This window comes from Brooklawnia sp. (assembly GCF_032229645.1).
Taxonomy (GTDB): Bacteria; Actinomycetota; Actinomycetes; order Propionibacteriales; family Propionibacteriaceae; genus Brooklawnia.
Genome location: NZ_JAVTWX010000040.1, coordinates 24,753 through 50,057, shown reverse-complemented (window position 1 = coordinate 50,057; position 25,305 = coordinate 24,753). Strand labels below are relative to the sequence as shown.

27 protein-coding genes are annotated in these 25,305 nt (G+C 64.5%); 4 read left to right on the top strand and 23 right to left on the bottom strand.

Annotation, left to right across the window (positions count from 1 at the left end; genetic code table 11):
- Window positions 1-17 precede the first annotated feature (17 nt).
- On the top strand, window positions 18-821 hold the full coding sequence (locus tag AAFP05_RS02565; RefSeq protein ID WP_341728290.1) for a protein phosphatase 2C domain-containing protein: 804 nt from the start codon (window positions 18-20) through the stop codon (window positions 819-821).
- 14 nt (window positions 822-835) lie between these two features.
- Here the strand turns inward: AAFP05_RS02565 and AAFP05_RS02560 are convergent, their stop codons facing one another.
- Both AAFP05_RS02560 and AAFP05_RS02555 read right to left on the bottom strand, forming a co-directional pair.
- Entirely contained in the window at window positions 836-1,459 is a 624-nt protein-coding gene (locus AAFP05_RS02560; RefSeq protein ID WP_341728289.1) for an L-threonylcarbamoyladenylate synthase, read from the bottom strand.
- A 31-nt stretch (window positions 1,460-1,490) separates the two neighbouring features.
- The gene (locus AAFP05_RS02555) at window positions 1,491-1,958 is read right to left on the bottom strand and encodes a hypothetical protein (RefSeq protein ID WP_341728288.1); all 468 of its coding nucleotides are present in this window, start codon (window positions 1,956-1,958) and stop codon (window positions 1,491-1,493) included.
- Window positions 1,959-2,080: 122 nt separating this feature from the next.
- Between AAFP05_RS02555 and AAFP05_RS02550 the strand changes: the two genes are divergently transcribed.
- Window positions 2,081-3,292: a pyrophosphate--fructose-6-phosphate 1-phosphotransferase gene (locus tag AAFP05_RS02550; RefSeq protein ID WP_341728287.1), complete on the top strand. Its 1,212-nt coding sequence runs from the start codon at window positions 2,081-2,083 to the stop codon at window positions 3,290-3,292.
- Window positions 3,293-3,313: 21 nt separating this feature from the next.
- Here AAFP05_RS02550 and AAFP05_RS02545 read toward each other — a convergent pair whose 3' ends face one another.
- The 17 genes from AAFP05_RS02545 to AAFP05_RS02465 form a co-directional block, all read right to left on the bottom strand.
- Window positions 3,314-4,426: a YhjD/YihY/BrkB family envelope integrity protein gene (locus AAFP05_RS02545; RefSeq protein ID WP_341728286.1), complete on the bottom strand. Its 1,113-nt coding sequence runs from the start codon at window positions 4,424-4,426 to the stop codon at window positions 3,314-3,316.
- A gap of 20 nt (window positions 4,427-4,446) precedes the next feature.
- The gene (gene gcvP, locus AAFP05_RS02540) at window positions 4,447-7,269 is read right to left on the bottom strand and encodes an aminomethyl-transferring glycine dehydrogenase (RefSeq protein WP_341728285.1); all 2,823 of its coding nucleotides are present in this window, start codon (window positions 7,267-7,269) and stop codon (window positions 4,447-4,449) included.
- Window positions 7,270-7,374: 105 nt separating this feature from the next.
- Entirely contained in the window at window positions 7,375-7,941 is a 567-nt protein-coding gene (locus AAFP05_RS02535; protein WP_341728284.1) for a MerR family transcriptional regulator, read from the bottom strand.
- Between the two features lie 192 nt (window positions 7,942-8,133).
- Window positions 8,134-8,595 carry a bifunctional nuclease family protein gene (locus tag AAFP05_RS02530; protein ID WP_341728283.1) on the bottom strand — a complete coding sequence of 154 codons (462 nt, stop codon included), beginning with the start codon at window positions 8,593-8,595 and terminating at the stop codon, window positions 8,134-8,136.
- Between the two features lie 27 nt (window positions 8,596-8,622).
- On the bottom strand, window positions 8,623-9,330 hold the full coding sequence (locus AAFP05_RS02525; protein WP_341728282.1) for a MerR family transcriptional regulator: 708 nt from the start codon (window positions 9,328-9,330) through the stop codon (window positions 8,623-8,625).
- Window positions 9,330-9,827, bottom strand: coding sequence for an FHA domain-containing protein (locus tag AAFP05_RS02520; RefSeq protein WP_341728281.1), 498 nt, complete (start codon window positions 9,825-9,827; stop codon window positions 9,330-9,332). Before AAFP05_RS02520 ends, AAFP05_RS02525 begins: the two co-directional genes overlap by 1 nt.
- A gap of 91 nt (window positions 9,828-9,918) precedes the next feature.
- Window positions 9,919-10,305, bottom strand: a complete 387-nt coding sequence (gene gcvH, locus AAFP05_RS02515; protein ID WP_341728280.1) for a glycine cleavage system protein GcvH — start codon at window positions 10,303-10,305, stop codon at window positions 9,919-9,921.
- A gap of 63 nt (window positions 10,306-10,368) precedes the next feature.
- On the bottom strand, window positions 10,369-11,145 hold the full coding sequence (locus AAFP05_RS02510) for a DUF881 domain-containing protein (RefSeq protein ID WP_341728279.1): 777 nt from the start codon (window positions 11,143-11,145) through the stop codon (window positions 10,369-10,371).
- Window positions 11,138-11,470: a small basic family protein gene (locus tag AAFP05_RS02505; RefSeq protein WP_341728278.1), complete on the bottom strand. Its 333-nt coding sequence runs from the start codon at window positions 11,468-11,470 to the stop codon at window positions 11,138-11,140. Before AAFP05_RS02505 ends, AAFP05_RS02510 begins: the two co-directional genes overlap by 8 nt.
- 82 nt (window positions 11,471-11,552) lie before the next feature.
- Window positions 11,553-12,347: a DUF881 domain-containing protein gene (locus AAFP05_RS02500; RefSeq protein WP_341728277.1), complete on the bottom strand. Its 795-nt coding sequence runs from the start codon at window positions 12,345-12,347 to the stop codon at window positions 11,553-11,555.
- Between the two features lie 3 nt (window positions 12,348-12,350).
- Window positions 12,351-12,986 carry a CDP-alcohol phosphatidyltransferase family protein gene (locus AAFP05_RS02495; RefSeq protein WP_341728276.1) on the bottom strand — a complete coding sequence of 212 codons (636 nt, stop codon included), beginning with the start codon at window positions 12,984-12,986 and terminating at the stop codon, window positions 12,351-12,353.
- Between the two features lie 9 nt (window positions 12,987-12,995).
- On the bottom strand, window positions 12,996-14,147 hold the full coding sequence (locus AAFP05_RS02490) for a glycosyltransferase family 4 protein (protein ID WP_341728275.1): 1,152 nt from the start codon (window positions 14,145-14,147) through the stop codon (window positions 12,996-12,998).
- Complete coding sequence (locus AAFP05_RS02485; protein ID WP_341728274.1) at window positions 14,144-15,016, bottom strand: phosphatidylinositol mannoside acyltransferase; 873 nt, start codon at window positions 15,014-15,016, stop codon at window positions 14,144-14,146. The genes AAFP05_RS02490 and AAFP05_RS02485 overlap by 4 nt, the downstream gene beginning before the upstream one ends.
- Window positions 15,013-15,639 carry a CDP-alcohol phosphatidyltransferase family protein gene (locus AAFP05_RS02480; protein ID WP_341728273.1) on the bottom strand — a complete coding sequence of 209 codons (627 nt, stop codon included), beginning with the start codon at window positions 15,637-15,639 and terminating at the stop codon, window positions 15,013-15,015. The genes AAFP05_RS02485 and AAFP05_RS02480 overlap by 4 nt, the downstream gene beginning before the upstream one ends.
- Window positions 15,632-16,228: an HIT domain-containing protein gene (locus AAFP05_RS02475; RefSeq protein WP_341728272.1), complete on the bottom strand. Its 597-nt coding sequence runs from the start codon at window positions 16,226-16,228 to the stop codon at window positions 15,632-15,634. Before AAFP05_RS02475 ends, AAFP05_RS02480 begins: the two co-directional genes overlap by 8 nt.
- The gene (gene thrS / locus AAFP05_RS02470) at window positions 16,221-18,227 is read right to left on the bottom strand and encodes a threonine--tRNA ligase (RefSeq protein ID WP_341728271.1); all 2,007 of its coding nucleotides are present in this window, start codon (window positions 18,225-18,227) and stop codon (window positions 16,221-16,223) included. The genes AAFP05_RS02475 and thrS overlap by 8 nt, the downstream gene beginning before the upstream one ends.
- A gap of 212 nt (window positions 18,228-18,439) precedes the next feature.
- On the bottom strand, window positions 18,440-19,447 hold the full coding sequence (locus AAFP05_RS02465) for a magnesium transporter CorA family protein (RefSeq protein WP_341728270.1): 1,008 nt from the start codon (window positions 19,445-19,447) through the stop codon (window positions 18,440-18,442).
- A 123-nt stretch (window positions 19,448-19,570) separates the two neighbouring features.
- Between AAFP05_RS02465 and AAFP05_RS02460 the strand changes: the two genes are divergently transcribed.
- Both AAFP05_RS02460 and AAFP05_RS02455 read left to right on the top strand, forming a co-directional pair.
- Window positions 19,571-20,548, top strand: coding sequence for an SPFH domain-containing protein (locus AAFP05_RS02460; protein WP_341728269.1), 978 nt, complete (start codon window positions 19,571-19,573; stop codon window positions 20,546-20,548).
- A complete protein-coding gene (locus AAFP05_RS02455) occupies window positions 20,545-20,820 on the top strand; it encodes a toxin-antitoxin system HicB family antitoxin (protein WP_341728268.1) in 276 nt (91 codons plus the stop codon). The genes AAFP05_RS02460 and AAFP05_RS02455 overlap by 4 nt, the downstream gene beginning before the upstream one ends.
- Window positions 20,821-20,868: 48 nt before the next feature.
- Here the strand turns inward: AAFP05_RS02455 and AAFP05_RS02450 are convergent, their stop codons facing one another.
- The 4 genes from AAFP05_RS02450 to AAFP05_RS02435 all read right to left on the bottom strand — a co-directional run bounded on the left by AAFP05_RS02450 (window position 20,869) and on the right by AAFP05_RS02435 (window position 25,071).
- Entirely contained in the window at window positions 20,869-22,842 is a 1,974-nt protein-coding gene (locus tag AAFP05_RS02450; RefSeq protein ID WP_341728267.1) for a YjhG/YagF family D-xylonate dehydratase, read from the bottom strand.
- Between the two features lie 156 nt (window positions 22,843-22,998).
- Window positions 22,999-23,709, bottom strand: a complete 711-nt coding sequence (locus AAFP05_RS02445; RefSeq protein ID WP_341728266.1) for a glutamine amidotransferase — start codon at window positions 23,707-23,709, stop codon at window positions 22,999-23,001.
- Between the two features lie 38 nt (window positions 23,710-23,747).
- On the bottom strand, window positions 23,748-24,515 hold the full coding sequence (locus AAFP05_RS02440) for a siderophore-interacting protein (RefSeq protein WP_341728265.1): 768 nt from the start codon (window positions 24,513-24,515) through the stop codon (window positions 23,748-23,750).
- Between the two features lie 115 nt (window positions 24,516-24,630).
- On the bottom strand, window positions 24,631-25,071 hold the full coding sequence (locus AAFP05_RS02435) for a hypothetical protein (protein WP_341728264.1): 441 nt from the start codon (window positions 25,069-25,071) through the stop codon (window positions 24,631-24,633).
- Between the last annotated feature and the right edge of the window lie 234 nt (window positions 25,072-25,305).

Below are 25,305 nucleotides of genomic sequence, written 5' to 3'. Positions count from 1 at the left end.
ACCGATATCGTCGAACGGTGCCTTCCACACGCGTCTACCACCTCTGGGCCGGCGCACGCTCCGATGTGGGACCGCGACGCAGCGACAACCAGGATTCCGGTTACGCCGACGACCGGATGCTGCTGGTCGCCGATGGCGTTGGCGGCGCCCCGGCCGGGCATCTCGCATCAGCCTTGACCGTGAGATCGCTGGCGGCCGCGCTCGAGGCGCTCGATCGTCCCGATGCCGCACAGGTTCGCGATGAGGTCATCCGGACAAACGCCGTGCTCGCCAGGACCGCGCGAGAGAATCCCGGCGTTCGCGGTATGGCGACCACCTTGACCGGCTTGGTGATCGCCGGCGATATCGGCTATCTCATTCATGTCGGCGATTCACGGGCCTACCGTTACCGCGACGGCGTCCTCGAGCAGATGACCGTCGATCAATCCTGGGTGCAGATGCTGATGGACGAAGGCATGCTCACTCCGGAGGAGGCGGCCATTCACCCGATGCGAAACACCTTGATACATTCGCTGTCCGGTGCGCTGCGCGATCCGGAGGCAGTGCGTGTCACCCCGATCGAGCTGCAACTCGGCGACCGCTGGCTGCTGGCCTCCGACGGGTTGACCAGCTATCTGCCGCTGGAGATCATCGCCTCGCAGGTCTCGTCGATCGCCGATACCCAGGACCTCGCGGAGGTGTTGGTCGACCTGTGCTGGCCTCGTAGTCTCGACAACATCTCGGTGGTCATCGGAGACATCACCGACCTACTACCCGAACGACCCGCTCAGTTCATCGGCGCAGCACAGCGACGCTCGTTTCCTCAGCCGCAGGCCGGTTAGGGCCTGCGTCGCGATCAGGGCAGGAAGAGCTCCGGATCGCCGCCGCCTTGGCGCAGGATCTGCGGTTCGTCACCGGTCAGGTCCACCACGGTGGTCGGTGTCAGCCCGGCATCGCCCGAATCAAAGACCGCATCAATCAGATTCCCGATCTCCTCGTTGATCTGCCAGCCATCTGTCATCGGATCCTCGGCGTCCGGCAGGATCAACGTGGACGAGAGCAGCGGCTCACCGACCCGGTCGAGCAGCGCGAGTGCCGCCCGGTGCTCGGGAACCCGGACCCCGATGGTCTTCTTCTTCGGATGCTGCATGGCGCGCGGCACCTCGCGGGTGGCCGGCAAGATGAACGTATAGGGGCCGGGTGTGGCGGCCTTGATCGCGCGAAAGACCCAGTTGTCCATCTGGACGTAGCGGCCCAGCTGACTGAACTCACTGACCACCACTGTCATGTGATGACGATCGTCCAGGTGACGGATCTCCCGGATGCGATCGGCACCGGAATGGTTGCCCAGCAGCGTACCGAGCGCGAAACCGGAATCTGTCGCATAGGCGATGACTCCGGAGTCCTCAAGAATCCTCGCGACCTGGTCGAGGGCGCGAGGTTGCGGGTTATCGGGATGCACGTCGAAATACCTGGCCATTGAACAAGTCTAGGCAGCTACGCCCCGAGGCTCAGCGCATCCGCAACTCGACCGCGGCGAAACCTCGTCCGGTCAGCCGGTCGATGCCGGCCAGCGAGAGGAAGATCGTCGGGACCGTGCTCGAGGTGGTGACCTCTAGCGTCATCGCGTCGCCGACGCTCACCGAGCCTTCGATGTCCGGGTGCGATGCGAGCACCTCCTGAGCACCGCTGATCGCGAGCTGGCTCGCCGTGGCAGGCGGCAGTCCCGAAACCAGGGCCGGGGCGGCGCCGTCCATCCCCGCCCGCGCAGCCTGTGCGGCGACCGCTTCGGCGCTGCGATCGGCTGCTGCCTTTGCCGCCCCATCCACCGCCAGTCCGATACAGACAAGCATGGTGGGGATGAGTAGGCAGACCAGCACAGAGACACTGAAGCCGCGTTGACCGCGGTCACGGGCTGCCGTGCACACGGCGAAATCCGCTGTGACGGGCCCGAATCCGGCTGGGATGGCAGCATTCATCTGAACTCCTGGGGTGAAATGGAGGATCTGGGGTAAGTCTGCCATGGATGGCATCGCCTCGGCGGGTCGTCACCACTAGGCTGGGGACAATCGCCTGGCCGAAGAAGAAAGGTTCTCCCACGATGGTCAACAAGGTTGGATTGCTTACTGCCGGTGGCTTCGCCCCGTGCCTGTCATCGGCGGTGGCCGGCCTCATCAAGCGCTACACCGAAATCGCCCCCGAAATCGAGATCATCGCCTACCGCCATGGCTACGAAGGCCTGCTCAAGGGTGATTCGATCGTGGTGACGCCCGAGGTGCGTGCGCATGCCGAGCGCCTCTACGCGTTCGGTGGCTCCCCCATCGGCAACTCACGCGTCAAACTCACCAACGCCGCCGATCTCGTCAAGCGGGGGCTGGTCGCCGAGGGACAGAATCCGCTCGAGGTCGCAGCCAACCAGTTGGTGGCCGATGGCGTCGATGTCTTGCACACCATCGGTGGTGACGACACCAACACCACCGCCGCCGACCTGGCCGCGTTCCTCGCCGCGAACGATTTCGGTCTCACCGTGGTCGGGCTGCCGAAGACCATCGACAACGACATCGTGCCGATCCGTCAGTCGCTGGGCGCCTGGACCGCCGCCGACCAGGCCGCCGACTATGCCAAGAACATCATTGCCGAGCACAATGCCGCGCCCCGCGAGCTGATCATCCACGAGATCATGGGCCGCAACTGCGGATACCTGGCCGCGGAGACCACCAAGCGCTACCAGGCCTGGCTCGACGAGCAGGAGTGGCTGCCCGAGATCGGCCTGTCGAAGCAGGCGTGGGCCGTCCATGCGGTTTATCTTCCCGAGGCGGCCGTCGATCTGGACGCCGAGGCCGAGCGTCTGTCGAAGATCATGGACGAGGTGGGCAACGTCAACATCTTCTTGTCAGAGGGTGCCGGTGTCGCCGAGATCGTCGAGCAGATGGAGAAGAACGGCGAACAGGTGCCCAAGGATGCATTCGGCCACGTCCAGATCGACAAGATCAATCCGGGCGCCTGGTTCGGCAAGCAGTTCAGCAAGCGGATCGGCGCCCAGAAGACCATGGTGCAAAAGTCCGGGTACTTCAGCCGTTCGGCCGCGTCGAACGACGAGGACCTCGAGCTGATCGGGCGCACCTGCCTGATGGCGGTGGACGCGGCTTTGGCCGGTACGCCCGGTGTGGTCGGCCTGGACGAGGAGCACGGCGACCAACTCTCGGTCATCGATTTCCCACGCATCGCCGGCCACAAGCCATTCGACATCACTCAGCCATGGTTCGTCGAACTCTGCGAGAAGATCGGGATGCCTGCACCGCGCGCCGAGTGATCGACCGCTGATCGCAACGCTTCACCGCTGATCGTCACGACGCCCCACCGGGCTGGCTCCGCGCCGAACGCGGGCCACGGTGGGGCGTCGCTTGTTCAGATGCGGCAGGCGCACGCCAGGGTGGGATGCGGAGCGATCGGCTTCGAGCTGGGCCTCGACCTGGGCGTCTGCAACCCTCCAGTGGTCGGTCACCGTTTGGACGTTCTCCCGGTTGCGCAGGATCTCGTCACCCGGAGAATGCCGCCTGGCGACGGCCGGCTGATTCGAGGTGGCGATCCACGCGGCCCAGAACAAGATCAGATTCGCGAAGAAGTTGATGAACAGCATCGCGACGATCACAGGCCCGAAAAGCTGGGTCGCGCGTCCCAGGCTGAGTAGTCCGGTGATCCAACTGGCGGCCGTCTGCAGCACGACGAAACAGACGGCGGCGCCCACCGATCCGCGTCGCAGGGCAACCGAGGGCGGTCGCTCGTCGGGCAGGAAACGGTACATCAGCCAGAAGAGCAGCGTGGCTCCGGCCAGCGAGAAGGACAACGAGATCAAGCGCAGCATGCCGCTCGAGATGTCCACCTCGAGGCTGCTCACGTGCAGCCAGCCGACGATCGTACCGGCCAGCTGGGTGCCGACCACGGTCGCCGCGAATGTCGTCGCCACCAGCACCAAGATGACCAGCAGCAGTCCCATATTGATCAGGGGCTCCTGCCACGGTCTGCGGACTTGCATCATGTCGAAACTGGGCCGGCCCATTCCCCGGATGACGCCTTTGAGGTTCGCCACCCAACTGGTACCGACCACCAACGCGACAACGGTCGCCAGAATGCTGACCCTGCGCCAGTTGAGCAGGTACTGACCCAGCAGAATCAGGATCTGATCTTGCACCGGGCCTGCGGAGAGATTGTCGACGATGAAGATCTGTACCGCGCCGAGCAGATCCGGGCGCAGCACTGTCAGAGTGAATCCCACTGCGGCGAAGGCGAACATCAGCACCGGCACCAGGGCGAGAACTGTGAAGAACGCCATAGCCGCCGAAAGTTGGTTGCCCAGCCGGTTCAGGTACCGGAAGAAGCTGCGCAGCAGGTGCGATCCTACCGGACTGGCCTGCAGCCACTCCACCAGTGAACGCACGAACGACATGGCCCTATCATCTCAGGTCCTCAGTCGGCGTAGTCAGCGACCGGCGGGCAGCTGCAGATCAGGTGACGGTCACCGAAGGCGTTGTCGATGCGCGCCGAAGCCGGCCAGTACTTCTCCGAGTCGCTCGCGCCCAACTGCCCGGCGATGCGTCCGGCCGGGTAGCCGGCGAGCTGACGCGAGTACGGATGCGTCCACTCGTCGGCGGTGCAGCGCGCCAGCGTGTGCGGGGCATTGACCAGCGGATTGTCGTCGTGCGGCCATTCGCCGGCAATCAGCCGATCGATCTCGGCACGGATGGCGATCATCGCGTCGCAGAAACGATCGAGTTCGCGCAGATCCTCGCTCTCGGTCGGCTCGATCATCAGGGTGCCGGGCACCGGGAAACTCATGGTCGGTGCGTGGAAACCGAAGTCGACCAGCCGCTTTGCGATGTCGTCGATGCTCAGTCCGGCCTGTTTGCAGATCACGCGGGGGTCGATGATGCACTCGTGGGCCACCAGACCGTCATGGCCGGCGTAGAGCACCGGAAAGGCGTCCTGCAGCCGCTTGGCGACATAGTTCGCGTTCAGCAGCGCAACCTGGCTGGCCTCGCGCAGACCATCGGTACCCATCATCGCGATATACGCGTAGGTGATGGGGAGCACGCCTGCCGATCCGAACGGCGCGCCGGCCACCGGATACTGCTCGTCCGGGAGGAAACCGGCAAGGTGGGAGCGAACCGCGACCGGCCCAACTCCCGGACCGCCACCACCATGCGGGATCGCGAAGGTCTTGTGCAGATTCAGGTGACTGACATCGGCGCCGAACTTGCCGGGCCTGGCCAGGCCGACCAGCGCGTTCATATTCGCGCCATCCACGTAGACCTGGCCGCCGGCACCGTGGACGAGCTCACAGGCCGTGCTGATGGTGTCCTCGAAGACGCCGTGAGTGGAGGGATAGGTGATCATGACCGCGGCCAGCCGGTCGGCGTTGGCGGCCACCTTGGCGCGCAGGTCCTCCAGGTCGATCGAGCCGTCCTCGCACGCCTTGACCACGACCACCTTCAATCCCGCCATCGCAGCGGACGCCGCGTTCGTGCCGTGCGCGGACGACGGGATCAAGCAGATCGTGCGCTGATGGTCGCCGCGAGCCTGATAGTAACGACGGATCGCCAGCAGCCCCGCGAATTCGCCTTGCGCGCCCGAGTTCGGCTGCAGCGAAACCTTGTCATAGCCACTGATCTCGGCCAGCCAGCCGCTGAGTTCGTCGATGAGTTCGCGCATACCTTCGGCGTCCGCAGCCGGTACGAACGGATGCAGGCCGGCGAAACCCGGGTAGCTGATCGGCTCCAGCTCAGCAGCAGAGTTCAGCTTCATTGTGCAACTGCCCAGCGGGATCATGCCTCGATCGAGCGCGAAATCCCGGTCGGCCAGCGCCCGCAGGTAGCGCATCATGCTGGTCTCGCAGTGATGGCTGGTGAAGACCGGATGAGTCAGGAACTCACTGATGCGGGCATCGGCTCCGAGCGACCCGAGGCGCTGGTCTCCGGGTTCGGCGGCGCTGAAAACCATCGCGGCCATTCGAAGATCCCTGGCCGTGGCGTCCTCCCCCACCGAAATACCGATGTGGGTGTCGTCCACCAGCCGAAGGTGCACACCCACCGCCCGCGCGTGCTCCACAACGCGCCGGGCGGCCGGCGTGCGCACCAGCAAGGTGTCGAAGAAACTGTGATGGACGACCTCGGCGCTGCCGGTGGCATCAATGACTGCCGCGAGTCTCCTGGTGTTGTCATGGATCGTCGCCGCGATCTCCCGCAACCCGTCGGGCCCGTGGTAGATCGCGTAGGCGGCCGCAGTGATGGCGAGCAGCACCTGGGCCGTACAGATATTCGAGGTCGCCTTTTCGCGCCGGATGTGCTGCTCGCGGGTCTGCAAGGCCAGCCGCAACGCGGGCGCCCCGTCCGCATCGGTCGAGACGCCGACCAGTCTGCCGGGGAGGCGTCGCTCGGCGCCCGATCGGACTGCGATATAACCGGCATGCGGGCCGCCATAGAACAGCGGGACGCCGAATCTCTGCGTGCTGCCGACGGCGATATCTGCGCCCCATTCCCCCGGTGGCGTCACCTGAGTCAATGCCAATAGATCGGCGGCAGCGACCACCTGGGCACCGACACCGTGAGCCGCATCGGCCACTGCCCGCAACTCGGCGGTGGACTGCAGCCGTCCGTCCGCGGTGGGTGTCTGCACTACCACGCAGAACGCGCGGGAGAGATTCTCGTCGGTCGCCAGATCGTCCCCGCCCACGATGACATCGATGCCCAGCGAACTCATCCGGGTCCGCAGCACCGCCAGCGAAGCCGGTAACAGCCCAGAATCGACCAGTACCACTTGTCCGGCGCGGACTGCACGGCGGGCCATCGCCACCGCTTCGGCCACCGCGGTTGCTTCATCCAGCAGGCTGGCACCGGCCAGCGGCAACCCGGTCAGGTCGGCGACCATCGTCTGGAAATTCAGCAGCATCTCGAGGCGGCCCTGGCTGATCTCGGGCTGGTACGGCGTGTAGGCGGTGTACCAGGCCGGGTTCTCCAAGATGTTACGGCGAATGACCGCCGGAGTGATCGTCCCGTAGTAGCCGAGGCCGATCATTGCCCGGCCGGGGTTGTTACGGGCCGCCAGCGATCGCAGCCGCTCCAGCGCGGCCGCCTCGTCGAGTCCGGGTGGCAGTTCGAATTCACTGTCTGCTCTGATCGCCGCAGGCATCGCCCGATCGACCAGTTCGTCGAGGCTGGAGATGCCCAGATAGTTCAAGATCTGGTTCTGCTGGGCGGGGCCCGGACCGATATGACGGTGGACGAACGAAGACATGATGGCCTCCTGGCTGACGATGCACCCTCAGAGTATCGATCTGGCGCGCGTCGGTTCTGCCGGGGCCTGAATTCCGAGCAGCTCAGGGCTTGACGACGAGCGTCCTCAGTTCGCCAACCGCTGCTGACGGCGGCGGGAGAGTTCGTCGTCCATCGATGCCGGCTGGTCCACAGCGGTGCGTTCGCCCGGCAGTGCCAGCAGCGTGCCCTCGATATCGCGCCAGACACCGCCCAGCGCGATGGCGAACATGCCCTGACCACCCCGCAGCAGGTCGATCACTTCGCTGTCGGTCGTGCATTCGTACACCGAGATGCCATCGCTCATCAATGTGACCTGGGAGAGGTCCTGGACACCGCGTTCCAGCAGATGACCGATGGCGGTGCGGATCTGTTGAAGCGAGATGCCTGCGTCCAGCAGTCGCTTGACGACCTTGAGCATCAAGATGTCGCGGAAAGAATAGAGCCGTTGGGTGCCCGAGCCGCCCGCGTCGCGGATTTCGGGAGTGACCAGACCGGTGCGGGCCCAGTAATCGAGCTGACGGTAGCTGATGCCCGCAACATTGCAGGCGACCGGTCCGCGAAACGCGAGATCGTCGGGCAGCGGACCGAAATCGCCGTCGAACAACGCCTCCTGCGCCACGGAGACGATCAGGCTGTTCTGGGGACTGCTCACGGTAGTTCTCCTCATGTGCCCTCAAACCTGAACTCTTCGCTACCGACTCGCAGCGCTGGGCTCTGGTCGCTACGTTTCAAACGGTAGGCGTCAGCGATGCCGGGAGCAATCACCTCAGCCTCAACGCGTGTCGGCGTGTCCCGCTGTCGTTGACCACCCGACAGCCTCTCAAACACGCTATGACTTGCTATTTCAGTTCTCGAAATCGTCCGGGGTGATCTGATCGAGAAACTCCCGGAACTTTTCCACCTCGTCCTCGGCGGGCTCGAAAAGCTCAACCCCTACTTGATCGAGCAACTCGGCGGGGCAGCTGATCGTGAACCCCGAGCGCAGCGCCAAAGCGACCACATCGGATGGCCGGGCGCTGATCGCGTGGCCATCGACCCATAGCTCGGCATAGAAGCTGCCGTCGACCACTGTCGTGATGCGCCCCTGAAGATCGACATGCCCCAGCTGTGAGAGCAGATCTGCCATCAGGTCGTGGGTCATCGGGCGAGGGGGCACGATTCCTTCGAGGGCGTTGACGATCGCCGAGGCTTCGGCCGCACCGATCCAGATGGGCAGATACCGCACGCCACCGGACTCTTTGAGCAGCAGCATCGGCGCATTGGAGGGGACTTCAACGCGCACTCCCATGATGTCGAGCTGTATCACGAAGTCGAGTCTATCGGCGTGGGTCAATCAGCCTTCCAACAGGGTGTAGATCATCGCCGCATGCGCGTGCACCACCAGCTGGCTGACATCGTGCAATGTCTTGGCCGGTTTGGGACTGGTCGTCAGATAGGGACGCACCGCCTGCTCGATCAGGCCCGCCTCGCGTTCGGCGGCCTGCTTGATCGCGCGCATGTGTCGGCTGTCCATGCCGAATTCCTGCAACCTGCGGGCGACCACACAAACGGTGAGGGCCTCACGTCCGTAGTAGATCGACCCGCGCCGGGGCACCACCATCTGCTGACGCTCCAACTCGATCAGCGTTGCCTCCGACAGGCCGCTCACCTGCAGCAGTTCGCGACGAGTCAACTTCATCGACCGCTCGGGCTTCGGCCGCGAGGCGGCGATCGGGTCGGGCAGAATCGGGTCGACGGCTGCCGGCGTTGCGGCGGACCCATTGGGAGCATCGGCGCTCGGCGGCTCGATGCCGCGGTCCATCATTTCAAGGTTCTGACGGATGACCTTCAGGGGAAGGTAGAGGTCGCGCTGCATCCTCAGGATGTAGCGCAAACGCTCGATATCGGCATCGGCATAGCGACGGTATCCTGACGGCGCACGCTCCGGAGAGACCAAACCCTCGCTCTCCAGGAATCGGATCTTCGAGATCGAGATATCCGGAAACTCGTTCTTGAGCAGCGGAAGGACCTGGCCGATGCTTCGCTTGGCCGCCGGCGGCATCAGCGCAGTCCGTGCTCGCTAACGAAGAACAGCATCCGGAACTTGCCGATCTGCACCTCGTCTCCCGGACGCAGCACGGCCTCTTGGTCGACCAGCGTCCGATTGACGTAGGTGCCGTTGAGACTGCCCTTATCCACCAGACTGACCTGCTCGTCGCGCATGACGAATTCGGCGTGATCGCGTGAGACTGTGATGTCGTCGAGGAAGATATCGGAATTCGGACTGCGCCCGGCGGTCACGACATCCTTGTCGAGCAGGTATCGTGCTCCGACATCCGGGCCGCGGGTGACGATCAGCAACGCGTTGCCGGCGGGCAGGGTGCTGAGTGCATCGGCGTCCTCGGCACTGATCTCAAGAGTGCGGGGGTCCTCTTCGGGCACCGCGATCACGCGCGTCGTCTCGGACAATGAAGCAGCCGGCGTCAAAGCGTTGCCGCACTTGGAGCAGAAATTGCTCCCGGCCGGATTCGAGTGACCGCACTTACTGCAATCGATCATTATCGGAGGCTTTCTTGTCTACGTGCCATCGGAGCCGATGGATGGTTGGTGACAGTTTAGACGAGCAAACTGAGACTGCGGGGGCAAACTTCTACTCGCCGATCTGTTCAGCGTATGCGTCTGCATCGAGCAGGTCACCCAACTCGTCCTGGTTGGCCAGTTCGATGTCGAAAAGCCAGCCCTCGCCGTAGGGGTCCTGACCGACCAGTTCCGGTTCCTCGGCGACTGCCTCATTGATGCTGACCACCACGCCGGAGACCGGAGCGAAGATATCGGAGACAGACTTCGTCGATTCCAGCTCCCCACAGCTGTCCCCCGCCACCACCGACGTACCGACGGTCGGCAGCGACGCGTAAACGATATCGCCCAGCTCGCCCGCCGCGTAGGCGGTAATGCCGATGCGCGCGGACGTCGAATCGTCGACACGCACCCACTCGTGCTCCGTGCTGAACAGCAGGTCCTCGGGCAACTCGGTCATGGGTTCCTCCTCAAGGTCATTGTCTTGCCGAGGCTCACGCTATCGTCCCCGTCGAAAGACACACTATGCGGGCTCAGCGAATTCGGGCGCCGGCGGATCGACCAGGCTGGTCACTTCCACGTCATCGAGCTCTTCGATCGCCACCGAACCGCCGATTCGGCTGCTCTCAACCTGACTGACCAAGCCACCGCGGAATCGGGCACCCTCCGCCAATGCATGCGGGTCACCGATCGCATCGATCACGATCGGAAGGCTGATCTGGCGACCATCGCTCACCAGCCCCTGTCCGGTCTCCCCCACCCAACTCTGAGCCACCAACCGGATACTGTCGTTGATTTCCATCGCCTCGGCACCGGCATCCCGCAGCTCCTGGATGGCCTCCAGCATGACATCTGTGGTGAGGGCACCGGGCGGCGCCGAAATGGTGATTCGTACCCCGGGCCCGGTCGCGGCCACGGTGCCGGCAAGGATGCCTAGGGTGTCGGCGCGCCGCTGAGCCTCGGCAGCGGCCACCTCCTGGGCATCGGCGCCAGACCGCAGGGCATCGCGGGTGCGTTCGAGTTCGGCGACCTCGGCCGTCAGCTGGTCGGTCTCGGTCGTCAACCCGTCGAGCAACTGGACCAGATCGTCGCGCCGCAGCCCGGCATAGCGATCACCCTCGTTGGACGAACGCACCTGGACGACAATGGCTGCCGCGACCACGCACAACGCCATGGCCCAGACCAGCTGCTTGCGGCTCGGCCGCAACCAGGTGAGCACGGCGCCGCGCACCCCATCACCCTGCGCCTGCGGGGCGGCAACACCGGCATCGGACGACCGTTGGGACGACGCGTCAGGCATGCAGCACCCGCCTGCGGATCACGGCCGAGTTCGTGAAGATGCGGATCCCCAAGACCACCAAGACGGCGGTCGACAGCTGCGAGCCGACTCCGATCAGATCACCGATCCACACGATCAACGCTGCGATCGCCACGTTCGAGATGAATGAGACGGCGAAGACCTTGTCCGAGAAGGTGTGCTCGAGCCCGGCGCGAGCGGCACCCACCAGCGCGTCCAAGGCCGCGACGATCATGATGGGCAGATAGGGCTGCAACCAGGTCGGCATGTCCGGGCGCCACACGATTGCCAGCACCACTCCGGCGATCAATCCGATGATGGCAAGCATCATTGCCTCCTTCTCTTCGCTGTCTTGCCCTGAGCGGGGCTGTGGCCGATCCCGAATCCGTCACCCGCGAGTGTTTTGCCGGTCACCGTACACCAGCCTTGTCGACGTCAAGCCCGGCGTCGGCGGCCAGGGTGAGCTCGCGGCGTGATTCCGTCGTCCAGTCCACGCCATGGTTGCGCTTGAGGAAGTTCAGCCAGACGGCTCCGGGACCGGAGCCAAACCTGCTGGTCAGTGCGTCCGGATCACCGACGGCTTCGATGCGGTAGGGCGCAGTCAACGAGCGGTAGTCGACGGTGATGGCGCTGCCTGCCTGTCGGATCGCCGTGCGTGCACTGAGCCGGTATCCGTTGACCGAGATTGCCTCGGCTCCTGCGAGCCACAGCCCGTTCACCACCTGACGGATGTCCTGGTCGACCACGATGCCGCTTTCGTCGCGCGGGTTGTCGGTGATCGTCAGCACTATTCCCGGACCTTTCACCGCCTTGATACCCGACCAGATCACAGCGGATTGGTCGAGTGGAACCTGGCGTCCGAGTTGCGCGGTCTCCAGTTGTTGCACCTCGGCGGCGAGGTCGTCGGCCTGAGCGCGCAACTCCGCATTGTGTTGTTCGGCCTGCTTGGCCTGAGCGATCAGATCAGCGCGTTCGCTGGCGATGTCGTCATTGCCGTGCCCACCGCCCATGGACGAAACCGCGAACATCAGACCGGCCAGGAAACCGATCGCCAGCACCAGCCATCCCGAACGCGAACGGCTGGGCTTGCGTTCGGCGTAGTGCGCGCCGTACTCGGGTTCGATGGTGTCGCGTTGAATGGCGGTGAGCAGCTCCATCGAGGCGTCCGGAGGCCGCCGCTTGGGTGGGGGCTGCTTGCTGCTCATGACTCAGCCGGCCCGCTTGCTCACCGGCGGCAGGGTCTTGACGACCTGACGAGTCTGTCCGACATACATCAGGCCGGCCCACCAATACAGGAAAGCTCCCCAGATCGCGAATGCCCAACCGACGATCTGGGCGGCGGGCGAGATAATCCAGGGTCCGGCTCCCAGCAGGATCAGCGGCAGCGCATAGAGCAGGCAGAAGGTTGCAGCCTTGCCGATGAAGTTGACCGGCAGGCTGGTGAATCCGCGGGCCCGCAGGGCAGGCAGCAGCGCCGCCATCATCAGATCGCGGCAGACCAGCACCGCCAGCAGCCACCACGGGATGATGCCCCGCACGGTCAGACCGAGCACGGTCGCGAAGATGTAGAGCCGGTCAGCGGCCGGGTCGAGCATCTCCCCGAGTTTGGACATCTGGTTGAAGCGCCGGGCGATCCGCCCGTCCAGCAGGTCGGTGAGGCTGGCCACCGCCAGCAGTACGACCGCGGCGACATCGTGACGCAGCAGGATCAGCGCGAGGAAGAACGGCACGCCGATCAGGCGAGCGAAGCTGAGCACATTCGGGATCGTCCAGATGCGGTCGCTCGGCACCGGCCTGGCAGCCGTAACCGAAACCTCATCCGAGTTCGAGCCGTTCAATGGCACAACTCCAATCTATGCGATGCGGCGGCGCGCGCGTCCCTTGCCCTCGTCGACGGCCAAGTATCGGTTCTCGATGGCAACCTCGTACATTGCTACCACCTGGGGTCCGATCACCGACCAGTCAAAACTAGCGGCTTGCTCGCGCCCGCGCTGTAACCGCAAGTCGCGTGGCTCGGTCAAGCTGACGATGATGGCCTCGGCCAGGGCGTGCGAATTGCCCACCTTGAAGGTGTGACCGATCACGCCATCGCGATCGGAGAGCACCTCGACGAATGCCCCGAGGTTTGATGCGACGACCGGCGCTCCGCAGGCCATCGCCTCGATCAACACGATGCCGAAGCTCTCGCGTCCGGTCTGAGGCGCCACATAGACGTCACTGGCTCCCAGCCAGCGGTTACGCTCAGCGTCGCAGACACCGCCGACGAACGTCACACCTTCGATCGACATCTCGGGACCGTGCCCGATGACGATCACCTCGAGATCGGGAAAATGCTCGCGGACCAGCGGAAGACAAGCCGTGAGCACATTGAATCCCTTGCGCGGCTCGCTGTAGCGACCCAGGAAGGTGATCCGGGGATGGTCGCCACCACGCCAGCGCCCACCGACCGGTTCGATCTCGTAATCGTCAATCGCCAACCCGTTGCCGATCACCACCGGCACCACCCCGGTGTGTCCTTTCGCCACCCTTGCGGCCACCGATGAGACCGCGATGGTGGCGTCCAGCCGCCGCACCGCGCCCGGCAGCATCTCATTGATACGCTTCCAGCTCTTGAAGATCGGCGAGTTGCTGTGAAAAGTCGCCGTCACCGCACGGTCGGTCAGCCACAGCGTGAGCAGACAGAGATTCGGTGCGATCGGCTCATGCAGATGGACGACATCGAAATCTCCGGCGTCCAGCCAGGCTTTCGCCTTGCGGGCCGGCCCGAAGCCGAAGTTGATGCGCGCCACCGATTCGTTGACCTTCAGCGGCAGCGCCTTGCCTCCGGTGGTGAATTCCGCCCCGGCCAGGCCGTAATCGGCCAGCATGCCGTGCGGCGGATAGCCCGGCGCCAGCACCGAAACCTGGTGCCCCTTGGATTTCAGCCACCCGGCCAAACCCAGTACATGGTTTTGCACACCACCGGGTCGATTGAACGAATACGGGCAAACCAGTCCGACCTTCATGCCATCTCTCCTGGGAAGAACCGCTGCATCATGTGCCAGTCGGTCACATGATCGGCGATCTGGGTTGCGAAGAAGTCAACCATCTGCTGAGCCATTTCGCCAGCACCTTGGACGCCGCGCCGTGCCGGGATCGGTTCCCCGAAGGTGATGCGCAGGAGTCCGGCGTCGGACCAGACCCCTGCCGGTATCAGATCGGCTCCGGTCTGTTGAGCAATCAGTGCCGGCCCCGGCGGGACGCTGAGTTCGCGTCCGCCGTCGGGAGTGGGCCAGATCACCGTCAGCCCGTGGCGGCTGAAGTCGCGATCGGCGACCAGGCAGACCGCGCGCCCACGACGTACGTCATCGGCCAGGAGTGTGACCAGACCGAGCTGATCATAGGGATAGATCTCAAAGCCGAGCTTCGCCCGCAAGGCGCTGAAGTACTCGTACTGGCCTGCCGGCAGCCGCTCCGCGACCGAGGTGACCGGCAGCCCCGCCAGGCAACCGAATGCTCCCGCCTGATCCCAGCTGCCCATGTGCGGGAGCGCGATGACCACACCGCGTTCGGCGTGTGAGGCCAGCACCGCGTCGAGTTCGCCCTGGTCGACCACTACGGTGCGACGGATCCGTTCGGGGCTGAAGCGTCCGAGCTGCAGCGAGCCGACGGTGTTGCGGAACCACGACAGCTGGGCGCGGTAGCGGTCGCCGAAGCCGGGTTCGCCGCCGGTGACCACGCGGGCGTTGATCGCCCATTGCCGTAGCGGCTTGGGCGGACGAGCCGCCAACAGCAGACTCGCCAGTCCTGCTGCGGGCAACCAGATCGCCTTCGGTATGTGCGCTGCGGCCCGCAAGGCCACCAGTTGGGCTCGTCCGCCCGACTGATCGCTCATGCGTGTTCTTCCGCAGCCCGCTGCTCGGCGACAATCGCCTTGCGTACGATCCACATCCGCTGGCCGACGGTGAACGCCCCGGCCAGGCACAGGTAGCTCAGCGCGACCGGGAGCGCCCAGACGACCCCCAGGCCGGTCAGCAGCGTGCCCAACAGGCCGAGCAGCAGCCGGTCGGCGCGTCCAGCGAGCCCGGCATGCACTTCGATACCCACCGATTCGCCGCGAGCCTTGCTGTACGAGGTGACCTCGGCGAAAACCAAGGCCCCGATCGCTATGGCGCACCACAGCAACGAATCGGGCTGGGCGGCATAGTAGAGCGCCAGCCCACCGAAGATCGCACCATCGGCCAGCCGGTCGAGGGTGGAGTCCAGGAAGGCCCCCCACTTGGAGCTACGACCCGATTCTCGGGCCATGGTGCCGTCCAGCGAATCGGAAAATATGAACAACACCATCACGAGCGTGCCCTGCCACAGCCAACCCTGCGGGAAGCAGACCAGCGCGATGACGATCGTCGCGATGGTGCCGGCCCAGGTGACCATGTCGGGAGTGATGCCCAGCTTCAGCAGGCCCAGTGCCAGTGGACGAATGATCTTCGTCCACTGGGCTCGGATCTTCTCAAGCATGGTTTCCTTCCGGAGTGGGTTGAGCACCGAAGAGGTCGGTCCAGCCGTCCGCGAAGAGCTGACGGGTGTCGGCGAGGAACTGCGGCAGCGCCTTGGTACGTCCGATCACCGGCAGGAAGTTCGCATCGCCCTGCCAGCGCGGCACGATGTGCTGGTGCAGATGAGCGGCGATCCCTGCCCCGGCGATCTCCCCCTGATTCATGCCAATGTTGAAACCGGCCGGTGCCGAGACGTGCTGAATCACCCGGATGGCCTGCTGAGTCAGCTCGGCCACCTCCTGGGTCTCCTGCCGGTCGAGGTCGACATACGAGGAAACATGCCGATAGGTGCAGACCAGCACGTGACCGGGGTTGTACGGATAGAGGTTGCAGATCACGAAGGCACTGCGCCCACGATGCACGATCAGCGATTCGGAATCCGAACGCTGCGGCGCCCGGCAGAAAGGACACTGGCCCGCACCGTCGTCGGCCGGCTTGGACTCCCCTTGGATGTAGACCATCCGGTAGGGAGTCCAGAGCCGCTGCAGTGCATCCGGTTCGCCGGGCAGCTCGCCCGGTTCGATGACCTCGCAGGGCTGCTCGCTATTCACCGTCCGCCTCGGACTTCGGATCGTCATTGCGACGCGATTCGGCCCAATTCCGAATGAAGGCCACAGCCTCGGCGATCGGCACGCCGTTACGCTGCGAACCATTGCGGAAGCGGAAGGAAACCGAACCTGCCTCAGCGTCGGTCTCGCCGGCGATCAGCATGAACGGGATCTTCTGCTTCTGCGCGTTGCGAATCTTCTTCTGCATCCGATCATCGGAGGCATCCAGTTCGGTGCGGATACCGACCGCCGCCAGCGTGTCCAGCACCTCGGCGAGATAGTCGTTGAAGCTGGACGCGACCGGGATACCGACGACCTGGACCGGCGCCAGCCAGACCGGGAAGGCACCCGCGTAGTGCTCGATCAGTACGCCCATGAACCGCTCGATCGAGCCGAACTTGGCGGAGTGGATCATCACGGGCTGCTGGTGGCTGCCGTCGGGGGCGACAAATTCCAGGCCGAAGCGCTCCGGCTGGTTGAAGTCGTATTGAATGGTAGACATCTGCCAGATGCGTCCGATGGCGTCCTTCGCCTGGATCGAAATCTTCGGCCCGTAGTATGCGGCGCCGCCCGGATCGTCCACCACGTTGAGCCCGGATTCGTAGGCGATCTCGGCCAGGATCTTGGTCGCCTTCTCCCACTGCTCGTCCGAGCCGATGAACTTGTCCTTCTTCTTGCCGACCTCGTCGCGGGTCGACAATTCGAGCGCAAGATCGGTCATCCCGAAATCGGAGAGAAGGCTGAGGATGAACCTCAGCAGATGACGCACCTCGTCGGGTGCCTGCTCGGGCATGCAGTAGGAGTGCGAGTCGTCCTGAGTGATGGAGCGGACGCGGGTGAGGCCCTGCACCACGCCGGACTTCTCGTTGCGGTAGACGGTGCCGAACTCGAAGAAGCGCAGCGGCAGCTCACGGTAGGAACGGCCGCGCGAGGCAAAGATGAGGTTGTGCATCGGGCAGTTCATCGCCTTGAGGCGGTAGGCCTGGCCATCGTCGTCCAACGGCGGGAACATGCCTTCGGCGTAGTACGGCAGATGCCCAGAGGTGTAGAAGAGGTCTTCCTTCGCGATATGCGGGGTTCCGACGTACTGGAAGCCTTCGTCGATGTGGCGAGTGCGGACGTAGTCCTCCATCACGCGCTTGATCACGCCGCCCTTGGGGTGGAAAAGCGGCAGCCCGGAGCCGACCTGCTCGTGGAAGCTGAAGAGATCGAGTTCGGCGCCCAGTTTGCGGTGGTCGCGCTTGGCGGCCTCCTCCATGCGGTGCTGGTAGGCCTTCAGATCGTCGCGGGTTGCCCATGCGGTGCCGTAGACCCGCTGCAGCTGCTGATTGCGCTGGTCACCGCGCCAATAGGCCGACGAGGTCTTGGTCAGCGCGACCGCGTTGATGTAGCCGGTGTGCGGCACATGCGGGCCGCGGCACAGGTCCTTCCAGGCCACCTCGCCGCCTCGGCGCACGTTGTCGTAGATCGTCAGCTCACCGCCACCGACCTCGACCGAACTCCCATCATCGGACGAAGCGCTGCCCTTGTCGTGAATCAGTTCAAGCTTGAACGGCTCGTTGGCCTCCTCGTCCAAGGCCTCTTGGTCGCTGACCACCCGGCGGACGAAACGCTGGCGCTCCTTGATGATCGCCTGCATCTTCTTCTCAATGATCTTCAGGTCATCTGGGCTGAGGGGTTCGGTCTGGAAGTCGTAGTAGAACCCGTCGATGATTGGCGGACCGATACCGAGCTTGGCCTCCGGGAAGATCTCCTGCAGGGCCTGCGCGGTGACGTGCGCGGCCGAGTGCCGGACGATGGCCAGACCTTCGTCCGAGGTCATCAGGATCGGCGTGATCTCGTCGCCGTCGTGAAGCGGAGTTGCCAGATCGACCGTGATTGCGTTGACTGCCATCGCAACGATGCTGCGATCGTTGCCGAACAGGTCGAGACCGGTAGTGCCTTGCTCCACCACCTGCGCTTCGGGGTCCTGGTCACGGGTGATGCTGATATTGACCGACACTGCAGTTTCCTTTCGGCGGCATACCTGGCCGCCCGATTTTCGTGTGGCGCGCACGATGCGTACCGGTTCTATTCTGCCCGAACCGTCGGCGGCGAGGAATCGCAGGTCATCTGGGATAGCCCACGGCTCGGCGCCCCGGAGCCACAGCGGCTCCCCAAATGACCGGCCCGATCACAGCAGATCCCGAAAACACACCGGCCGATCTGGCCTGGTCACAACCAGTGTCGCCGCTTGAAGGCGACGAAGAGCACGATCGTGATCGTCACGATCGAGCCCACCGATAGATACAGGCCGAAGGGCTGGTCATAGCCGAGATACGGAAGGTTCTGTCCGAACCAGCCGGTGATGGCAGTCGGCACCGCAATGATCGCTGCCCATGCTGCGAGCCTGCGCATCACGACGTTCAGTTGAGTGTCCTGCAGTGACATATTCGTCTCGAAGATCGTGGTTACCAGATCCCGTAGCGAATCGACCCAATCCGCCGCGCGCAGCGCATGATCGTAGAGATCGTCGAACCATGGGTCGAGCGCCGTATCCGCGGAGAGCTCCCGGCGATGCCGCATGACCGAGGCCACGACTTCTCGCATCGGTACCACGGCCCGCCGTAGGCGCACCAGCGATCGCCGCAGCTGGTAGATCCTGCGCTGCAGAGCTCGATTGCCGGTTGCCTGCGCGAGAACTTCGTCTTCAAGATCCTCGACGACATCGTCGAGAGCCTGGATCGCGTGAAAGTAGCCGTCGATGACATAGTCGAGCAGACCGTGCAGCAGCATCGACGAACCGTGCGTCGACACGTAGCCCTCCTCGTTCCAGCGAGCCATGATCTCGTCGAAGGTGAACTCGGGGTCGTACCAGATGGTCACCAGTCCGCGCGGGAAGACGAAGGCCGACAGTTTCGTCAGCGCAAGTTCCCCCAGCGTCCCGCCCGGATCGCCCTCGCCGGATCGCCCCGCCGCGTAGACGGTCACGAATGAGTAGCTCGGATACCGGACCGCCTTGGGACGCTCGACATGGTTGAGGGCATCCTCGATGGATTTCGCGTCGATGCCCAACTCATCGCCGAGCCGGATCAGGTCGTCCTCGCTCGGATTCTGCAACCCCACCCAGAAGACCCCGTCGGGATCCTTCAGTCTGTCCGAGATAGACGCGAAGTCGATGTCCGTCTCGGCGAGTTCGTCATCACGCCAGACGGTCGAATAGATCGCGCTCTGGTTGCTCACCGCACCCATTCTCCCCCTCGCGATCGGGCGCGTCACATTTCTGGTCACAGTTCTGCGCGAAGACTTCCCGGACGACCCGTTAATGTGATATCACTTTGATATCCAAATGTTGAGGAGAAGATCATGGTCGATGAGTCACCAGAAGTGATCGAGGAAGCCTCGGTGGGCGGCGAGGCCGCCGGCAAGCCGGTGGGCCACGAGGGCACCCGGGTGATGGTGGATGAGCGTGCGGCATGGACGATGTCCGGGGCGCTCGCGCTGTTGCTCGCTCTGGCACTGATCGCGGTCGCGACGTGGGGAATCATCCTGACCGCGATCAGCGACGATGCCGGGTCGGGTGTCAATGGTCTGCTGGTCCTCGGATGCATCGTCGGCTATCTGTTGGCGTTGTTGGTGTTCACCTCGCTGACCATTGTCGCCCCCGGTGACACCAAGGTTGTTCAGTTCTTTGGACGCTACGTCGGCTCGATTCGCAAGCAGGGGCTGCTGTTGACCATCCCGCTCTCGAGCAAGAAGCGGGTCTCGGTGAAGGTCCGCAACTTCGAGACCAATGAACTGAAGGTCAACGACGCCGACGGCAACCCCATCAACATCGCAGCCATCGTTGTCTGGCAGGTCGCCGATACCGCGAAGTCGGTCTTCGCCGTCGAGGCGTACGAGGATTTCGTCAAGGTACAGGCCGAGTCCGCGCTGCGTCACATCGCGACCTCGCATCCCTACGACTTCGGCGAACCGGGCGAGGAGAGCCTGCGCGGCTCGACAGATCTGGTCTCCGGCGAACTCGCCGAGGAAGTCGCCGCCCGTATCGCGATCGCCGGTCTGGAGGTAGTCGAGACCCGCATTTCGTCCCTGGCTTACGCCGCCGAGATCGCGCAGGCCATGCTGCAACGCCAGCAGGCATCTGCGGTATTGGCTGCCCGGAGCAAGATCGTCGAAGGCGCGGTGGGGATGGTCGAGCAGGCGCTCGACCGGCTGGAGACCGACGAGATCGTCACCCTCGACGACGAGCGCAAGGCGGCCATGGTGTCGAACCTGCTCGTCGTCCTCTGCTCGGACTCGCGTTCGACGCCGGTCATCAACACCGGGACCCTCTACGGATGACCGGCGGCAAGGATGAGGTGATGCGCGACGACGGGTCGCGCATCACCCAACCTGCGCCCGCGCCAGCCAAGTCCGCCCGCAAGTCGATCCTGCTGCGGCTGGATCCGGCCGTTCACGACGCGCTCGCCAAGTGGGCGGCCGACGACTTGCGTAGCGTCAACAGCCTGATCGAGATGCTGCTGCGCGACGATCTGAAACGGGCTGGACGTGCGGTCACGGCCAAGCCCATGCGCGGGCCCGGACGTCCGCGCAATGAGTCGGCGGACGCCTGATCAGATCTGGTCAGGCACGGTGAAAGCGCGGGAGTCGTGGCCGAGATCCTATTCGGCCTCGGCCAGCGCCTTCTTACCGGCCTCCAGCACCTTGAGAATGGCGTCCACATCGTAGACGCAGCCGCCCCAGGTGCCGCCGGAGACGTCTTGCAGTGCGGCCCACAGCCGCGTGTCGTCGGGCAGGTCGCGATCGGGTGCCAGGCCCGGGTAGAGCTCCCGGGACGCCAGCACCGCTGCCCCGGCCTCCGGCGTCAACGGTTGATCGGCGGTGCCGATGAAGTCCAGCGAGCCGGTCAGACCGACTGTGTCGACGATGATCTCAATGGTGTCGCCATCGCGCAGCTTGCCGATTGGACCGCCGGCAAGTGCCTCCGGACCGACATGACCGAAGCAGGCACCGGTGGAGACCCCGGAGAACCGGGCATCGGTGATCAACGAGACATGCTTGCCGTATGGCACCTTCTTGAGCGCGGAGGTCAGCTGGTAGGTCTCCTCCATCCCGGTGCCGAGCGGGCCGGCGCCAAGCACGACCATGATGTCACCCGCGGCGATCTTCGATTGCTTGATGGCCTTGATCGCGGCCTTCTCGCTCGTAAAGACCTTCGCCGGACCGGTGTGCCGGAAGACCCCGTCATCGTCGATCACGCTTGGATCGATCGCAGCCGACTTCACCACCGAGCCTTCGGGAGCGATACTACCCAGCGGGAAGGTGACGGTAGAGGCCATTCCCTTGGCTTTCGCTGCCTGCGGCGACAAGATGACATCGTCGGGATCGACACGGTCGACATCGCGCAACCGCTGCCGCAGCGCGCGGCGGCGCTCAGAGTTCTCCCACCAGTCGAGGTTGGCGTCCAACGTCTCGCCGGTGACGGTCAGCACATCGGTGTGCAGCAGCCCCAGCCTGCGCAGGTGCAGCATCGCCTCGGGTACACCACCAGCGAGATAGACCATCGGCGTCGGGTAGTCAACCGGGCCGACGGGCAGCACACTCACCAGCCTGGGCACCGACGAGTTGATGCGCGCCCAATCGTCCACGCTCGGCACGTGCAGCCCTGCCGCGAACGCGATCGCCGGCAGGTGCAGCAACAAATTGGTGGATCCACCGAAGGCGGCATGCAGGATCATCGCGTTCTCGACGGCGTGATCGGTGACGATGTCGCGCGTGAAGATCTTGCGGTGCTTCAGATCGAGTAGCGCATCTGCAGACGCCCGAGCCAGATCAAGCCAGATCGGCTCGCCGGAGGGGGCGAGCGCCGAATGAGTGAGCGCGAGTCCAAGCGCTTCCCCGATCACCTGGCTGGTGCCTGCGGTGCCGAGGAACTGGCAACCACCACCTGGGGATGCACAGGCCCGGCAGCCCGCATCGGCCGCGTCCTCGAAACTCATCTCACCAGCCGCATAGCGCACGCCGATGGTCTGAACTGCGCCGTTGTCCTCGCCATCGCTGGCGCGCAGTGTGGTGCCGCCCGGCACCAGGATGGTCGGGTCGTTGTGCATGGACGCCAGCGCGATCATCATCGCGGGCAGCCCCTTATCGCAGGATGCGATGCCCATCACCGCACGGCGGGTGGGCAACGAGCGGATCAGCCGGCGCATGACGATCGCCGCGTCGTTGCGATAGGGCAATGAGTCGAACATGCCGACGGTGCCCTGGGAGCGTCCGTCGCAGGGATCGGAGACATAGGTGGCGTATGGCAGTGCCCCTTGGGCGGCCACCTCGCGCGCGGCTTCGTTGACCAGCCCGGCCAACTGAAAGTGGCCGGTGTGCAGGCCGAGCGCGATCGGGTTGCCATCGGCATCTGTGGCACCACCGGCGGTGCTGACGATCATGACGGCGTCACGGTTGACATCGTTCGGATTCCAGCCCATGCCGACATTCATGGTCATGCCGAACAGATCGCCGCTGGGTGCCTCGCGCAGCAGTTCGGGCGTCAGCGGAAGGTTGCCCTTGGGGCCCGGTGCTTGCGTCCGTACCTCGTAGAGGCTCGGGTCGGCGGCGTTGAACAGGTCGCGCAGTGCCATGAAGACTCCCTCGGCGGCGAAGGCTTGCTGGTGGACGACCACCAACCTTACCCATATCCTGCACGATCCCCCAGCTCTGTTGCCCGAGAGCCCCGGCTGTGATTATCGAGTTCAGTTGTGTCGCTATACCCGACCAAAGTGAACTCGATAATCGGGTCACGCAGATTCGACGACCTGTAGCCAGGCCGAAACGACCCCGGGAGCCAGGCGCGCCAGCTGCGGACCTACGATCCCGGCGTCAGAACGGAGCCGCCGCGGATCGACGTCGGCCGCTGCGAGTTCGTTCGCGTGCCCGATCAGCCAGCGCTCGATGCGGGTGTGATCGGCTTCGAGGTGGAATTGCAGCCCCAGCGCATGGGTGCCGAGCGCGAAGGCCTGATGGGGAAAGCCCGGGGTCTCGGCCAATCGGTCGGCACCGGTAGGGATGGCGAACTCATCGCCATGCCAGTGCAGAACTGGGACACCGTCCAGCGCCGCGAGCACCGAGCTTCGTCCCGTATCGGTCAACTGCAGGGGTGCATAGCCGATCTCCTTGCGACCGGTTGGGGTGACCGCTGCGCCCAGCGCGGCGGCCATCAACTGTGCGCCGAGGCAGATCCCCAAGGTCGCGCGCTCCGCCTGCAACCTGGCCGCGATTCCCTCGCGCTCGGCAACCAGGAACGGATATGCCTCAGTCTCGTATACCCCTATCGGGCCGCCAAGCACCACCAGCAGATCGGGCTCGAGCAGCGCATCGGTCGTGATCGGATCGATGCCGACATCGAGATAGCTCAGCTGGTAGCCACGCCCGATGAGCAACGGTGCCAGCAGCCCCAGGTCTTCGAAGGCCAGATGCCTGACCGCCAGCGCTGTGTGCGTCTGATTCATGGACGAACCTCTCTCCTGCGCGGGCGCATCGGCTGCGGCTATTGAGCGGACTCCTCCACGCCCCGCTGAGTACCCATTGTCTTCCCCTCCACCCAGTAGGCCTGCATATACAGATCGGTCTTGCCGAAACCGAACTCGTTGCGCAGCCGCGGACGCAGTGCCTTGAGGGAACCGGCCTCCGGCGCGACCCAGGCGTACCAGCCGGTGAAGTCGCGGGCTTCGATAGCGGCGGCCAGCGAGCCCGGGCCGCGCCGCGGCACCCAGTGGATGGTGGTGCCGGGGTGGTCCGGCATCGGAATCTCGTGATCGGCGGCGTCGTGTTCCTCAAGGTAACACTCGACGCTGGCCTCGGCAGGCAGGGCCTCCAGGATGCTCGCGATCGCGGGCATCGACGCGGAATCGCCGATCAGCAAATATCCGGCGGCCAACTCGTCCGGCACCTCGAACTTGGTCGAGCCGTAGATCATCGCCTGCACGGTGTCGCCGGGCTGAACGGTTGCCGCCCAGGCAGAAGCGGGACCAGCAGGGGTATGCAGCACGAAGTTCACACTGAACTCGCCGGTGGCGGAGTCGGCATCGGTGACGGTATAGCCGCGTTGATACTCCCGAGCGCCGTCTGCGGTATCGGGGAACCAGAACCGCAGCCACGCGGTCGGAGCCAAATCGAGGTTGCCGAACAGGGTCGGCGAACTCATCCGGATCCGGACGAAGTGCGGCGCCAACGTCTGCCTGTCGAGCACGGTCAGGTTGTGATCCTTCGCACGCAGCCCGCGCATGATGACGCCTGAAACTCCGCGTTTGGCCATTCCGCTCCCCTTCGTGCAGCACTCACTCGAAAACTATGGTTAGGCTACACTAACCCAGATTGGCGAGGCGGGGTGTTCGCGCCGGCGAGCAGCGAGACAGCTGCAGCCTGTAGGTTCAGCCTTCGAGGCTGACTCCGCGGCGCTTGGCCAGCCGGGCCAGTTTCTCGTCCTCTTCGATCGGCACCGCGACATAGGCGCGCAGTGCACCGTCGTCGTCGCGACGCAGCAGGTAGATATAGGAGATCGCGGTGAGAATCGCGCCGCTTTGGTCGTGAAAGACCCAACGCACCCGGACGCGGGCCAAGCGCTCGGTCAGCGGGTTCAATTCAACGAGCTCGTTGCCGACCGAGGCGAGCCCGAGTTTCTGGTATCGCGGATAGGACTGTCCGAGCCTGTTCACCAGCTCGTCCTGAGTCGCCATGATGCTGGTGGATTCATCGGTCAGGATCGTCGCTGGGGTTCCCCACAGCGCGGCAGCCCGCTCCGCGTCGGATGATTCCAGCGCAGCAGCGTATTCACTCAGGAAGCCATAGATTTCCGCGTTTTCGAAGGCCATGCCCTAACGCTAGTCGTCACCGCGCTAGTCGGCACCTAAAGCGGGATGACATGTGGCCGGCGATGGCTCGGGTCCACGTCACGGCGCAGCAGCGGACCTGCTTCTGCCCAGGCCTGCTAGATACTCCGCCACGCGCCGGTTCCGTTGCTTTGTCGTCCTTGCTAAGGTGACGGCATGTTCTTGTGAGTTCGTGTCTCCTGCGTCTGCGGTGTCAGCATCCGGCAGGCCCGAAAC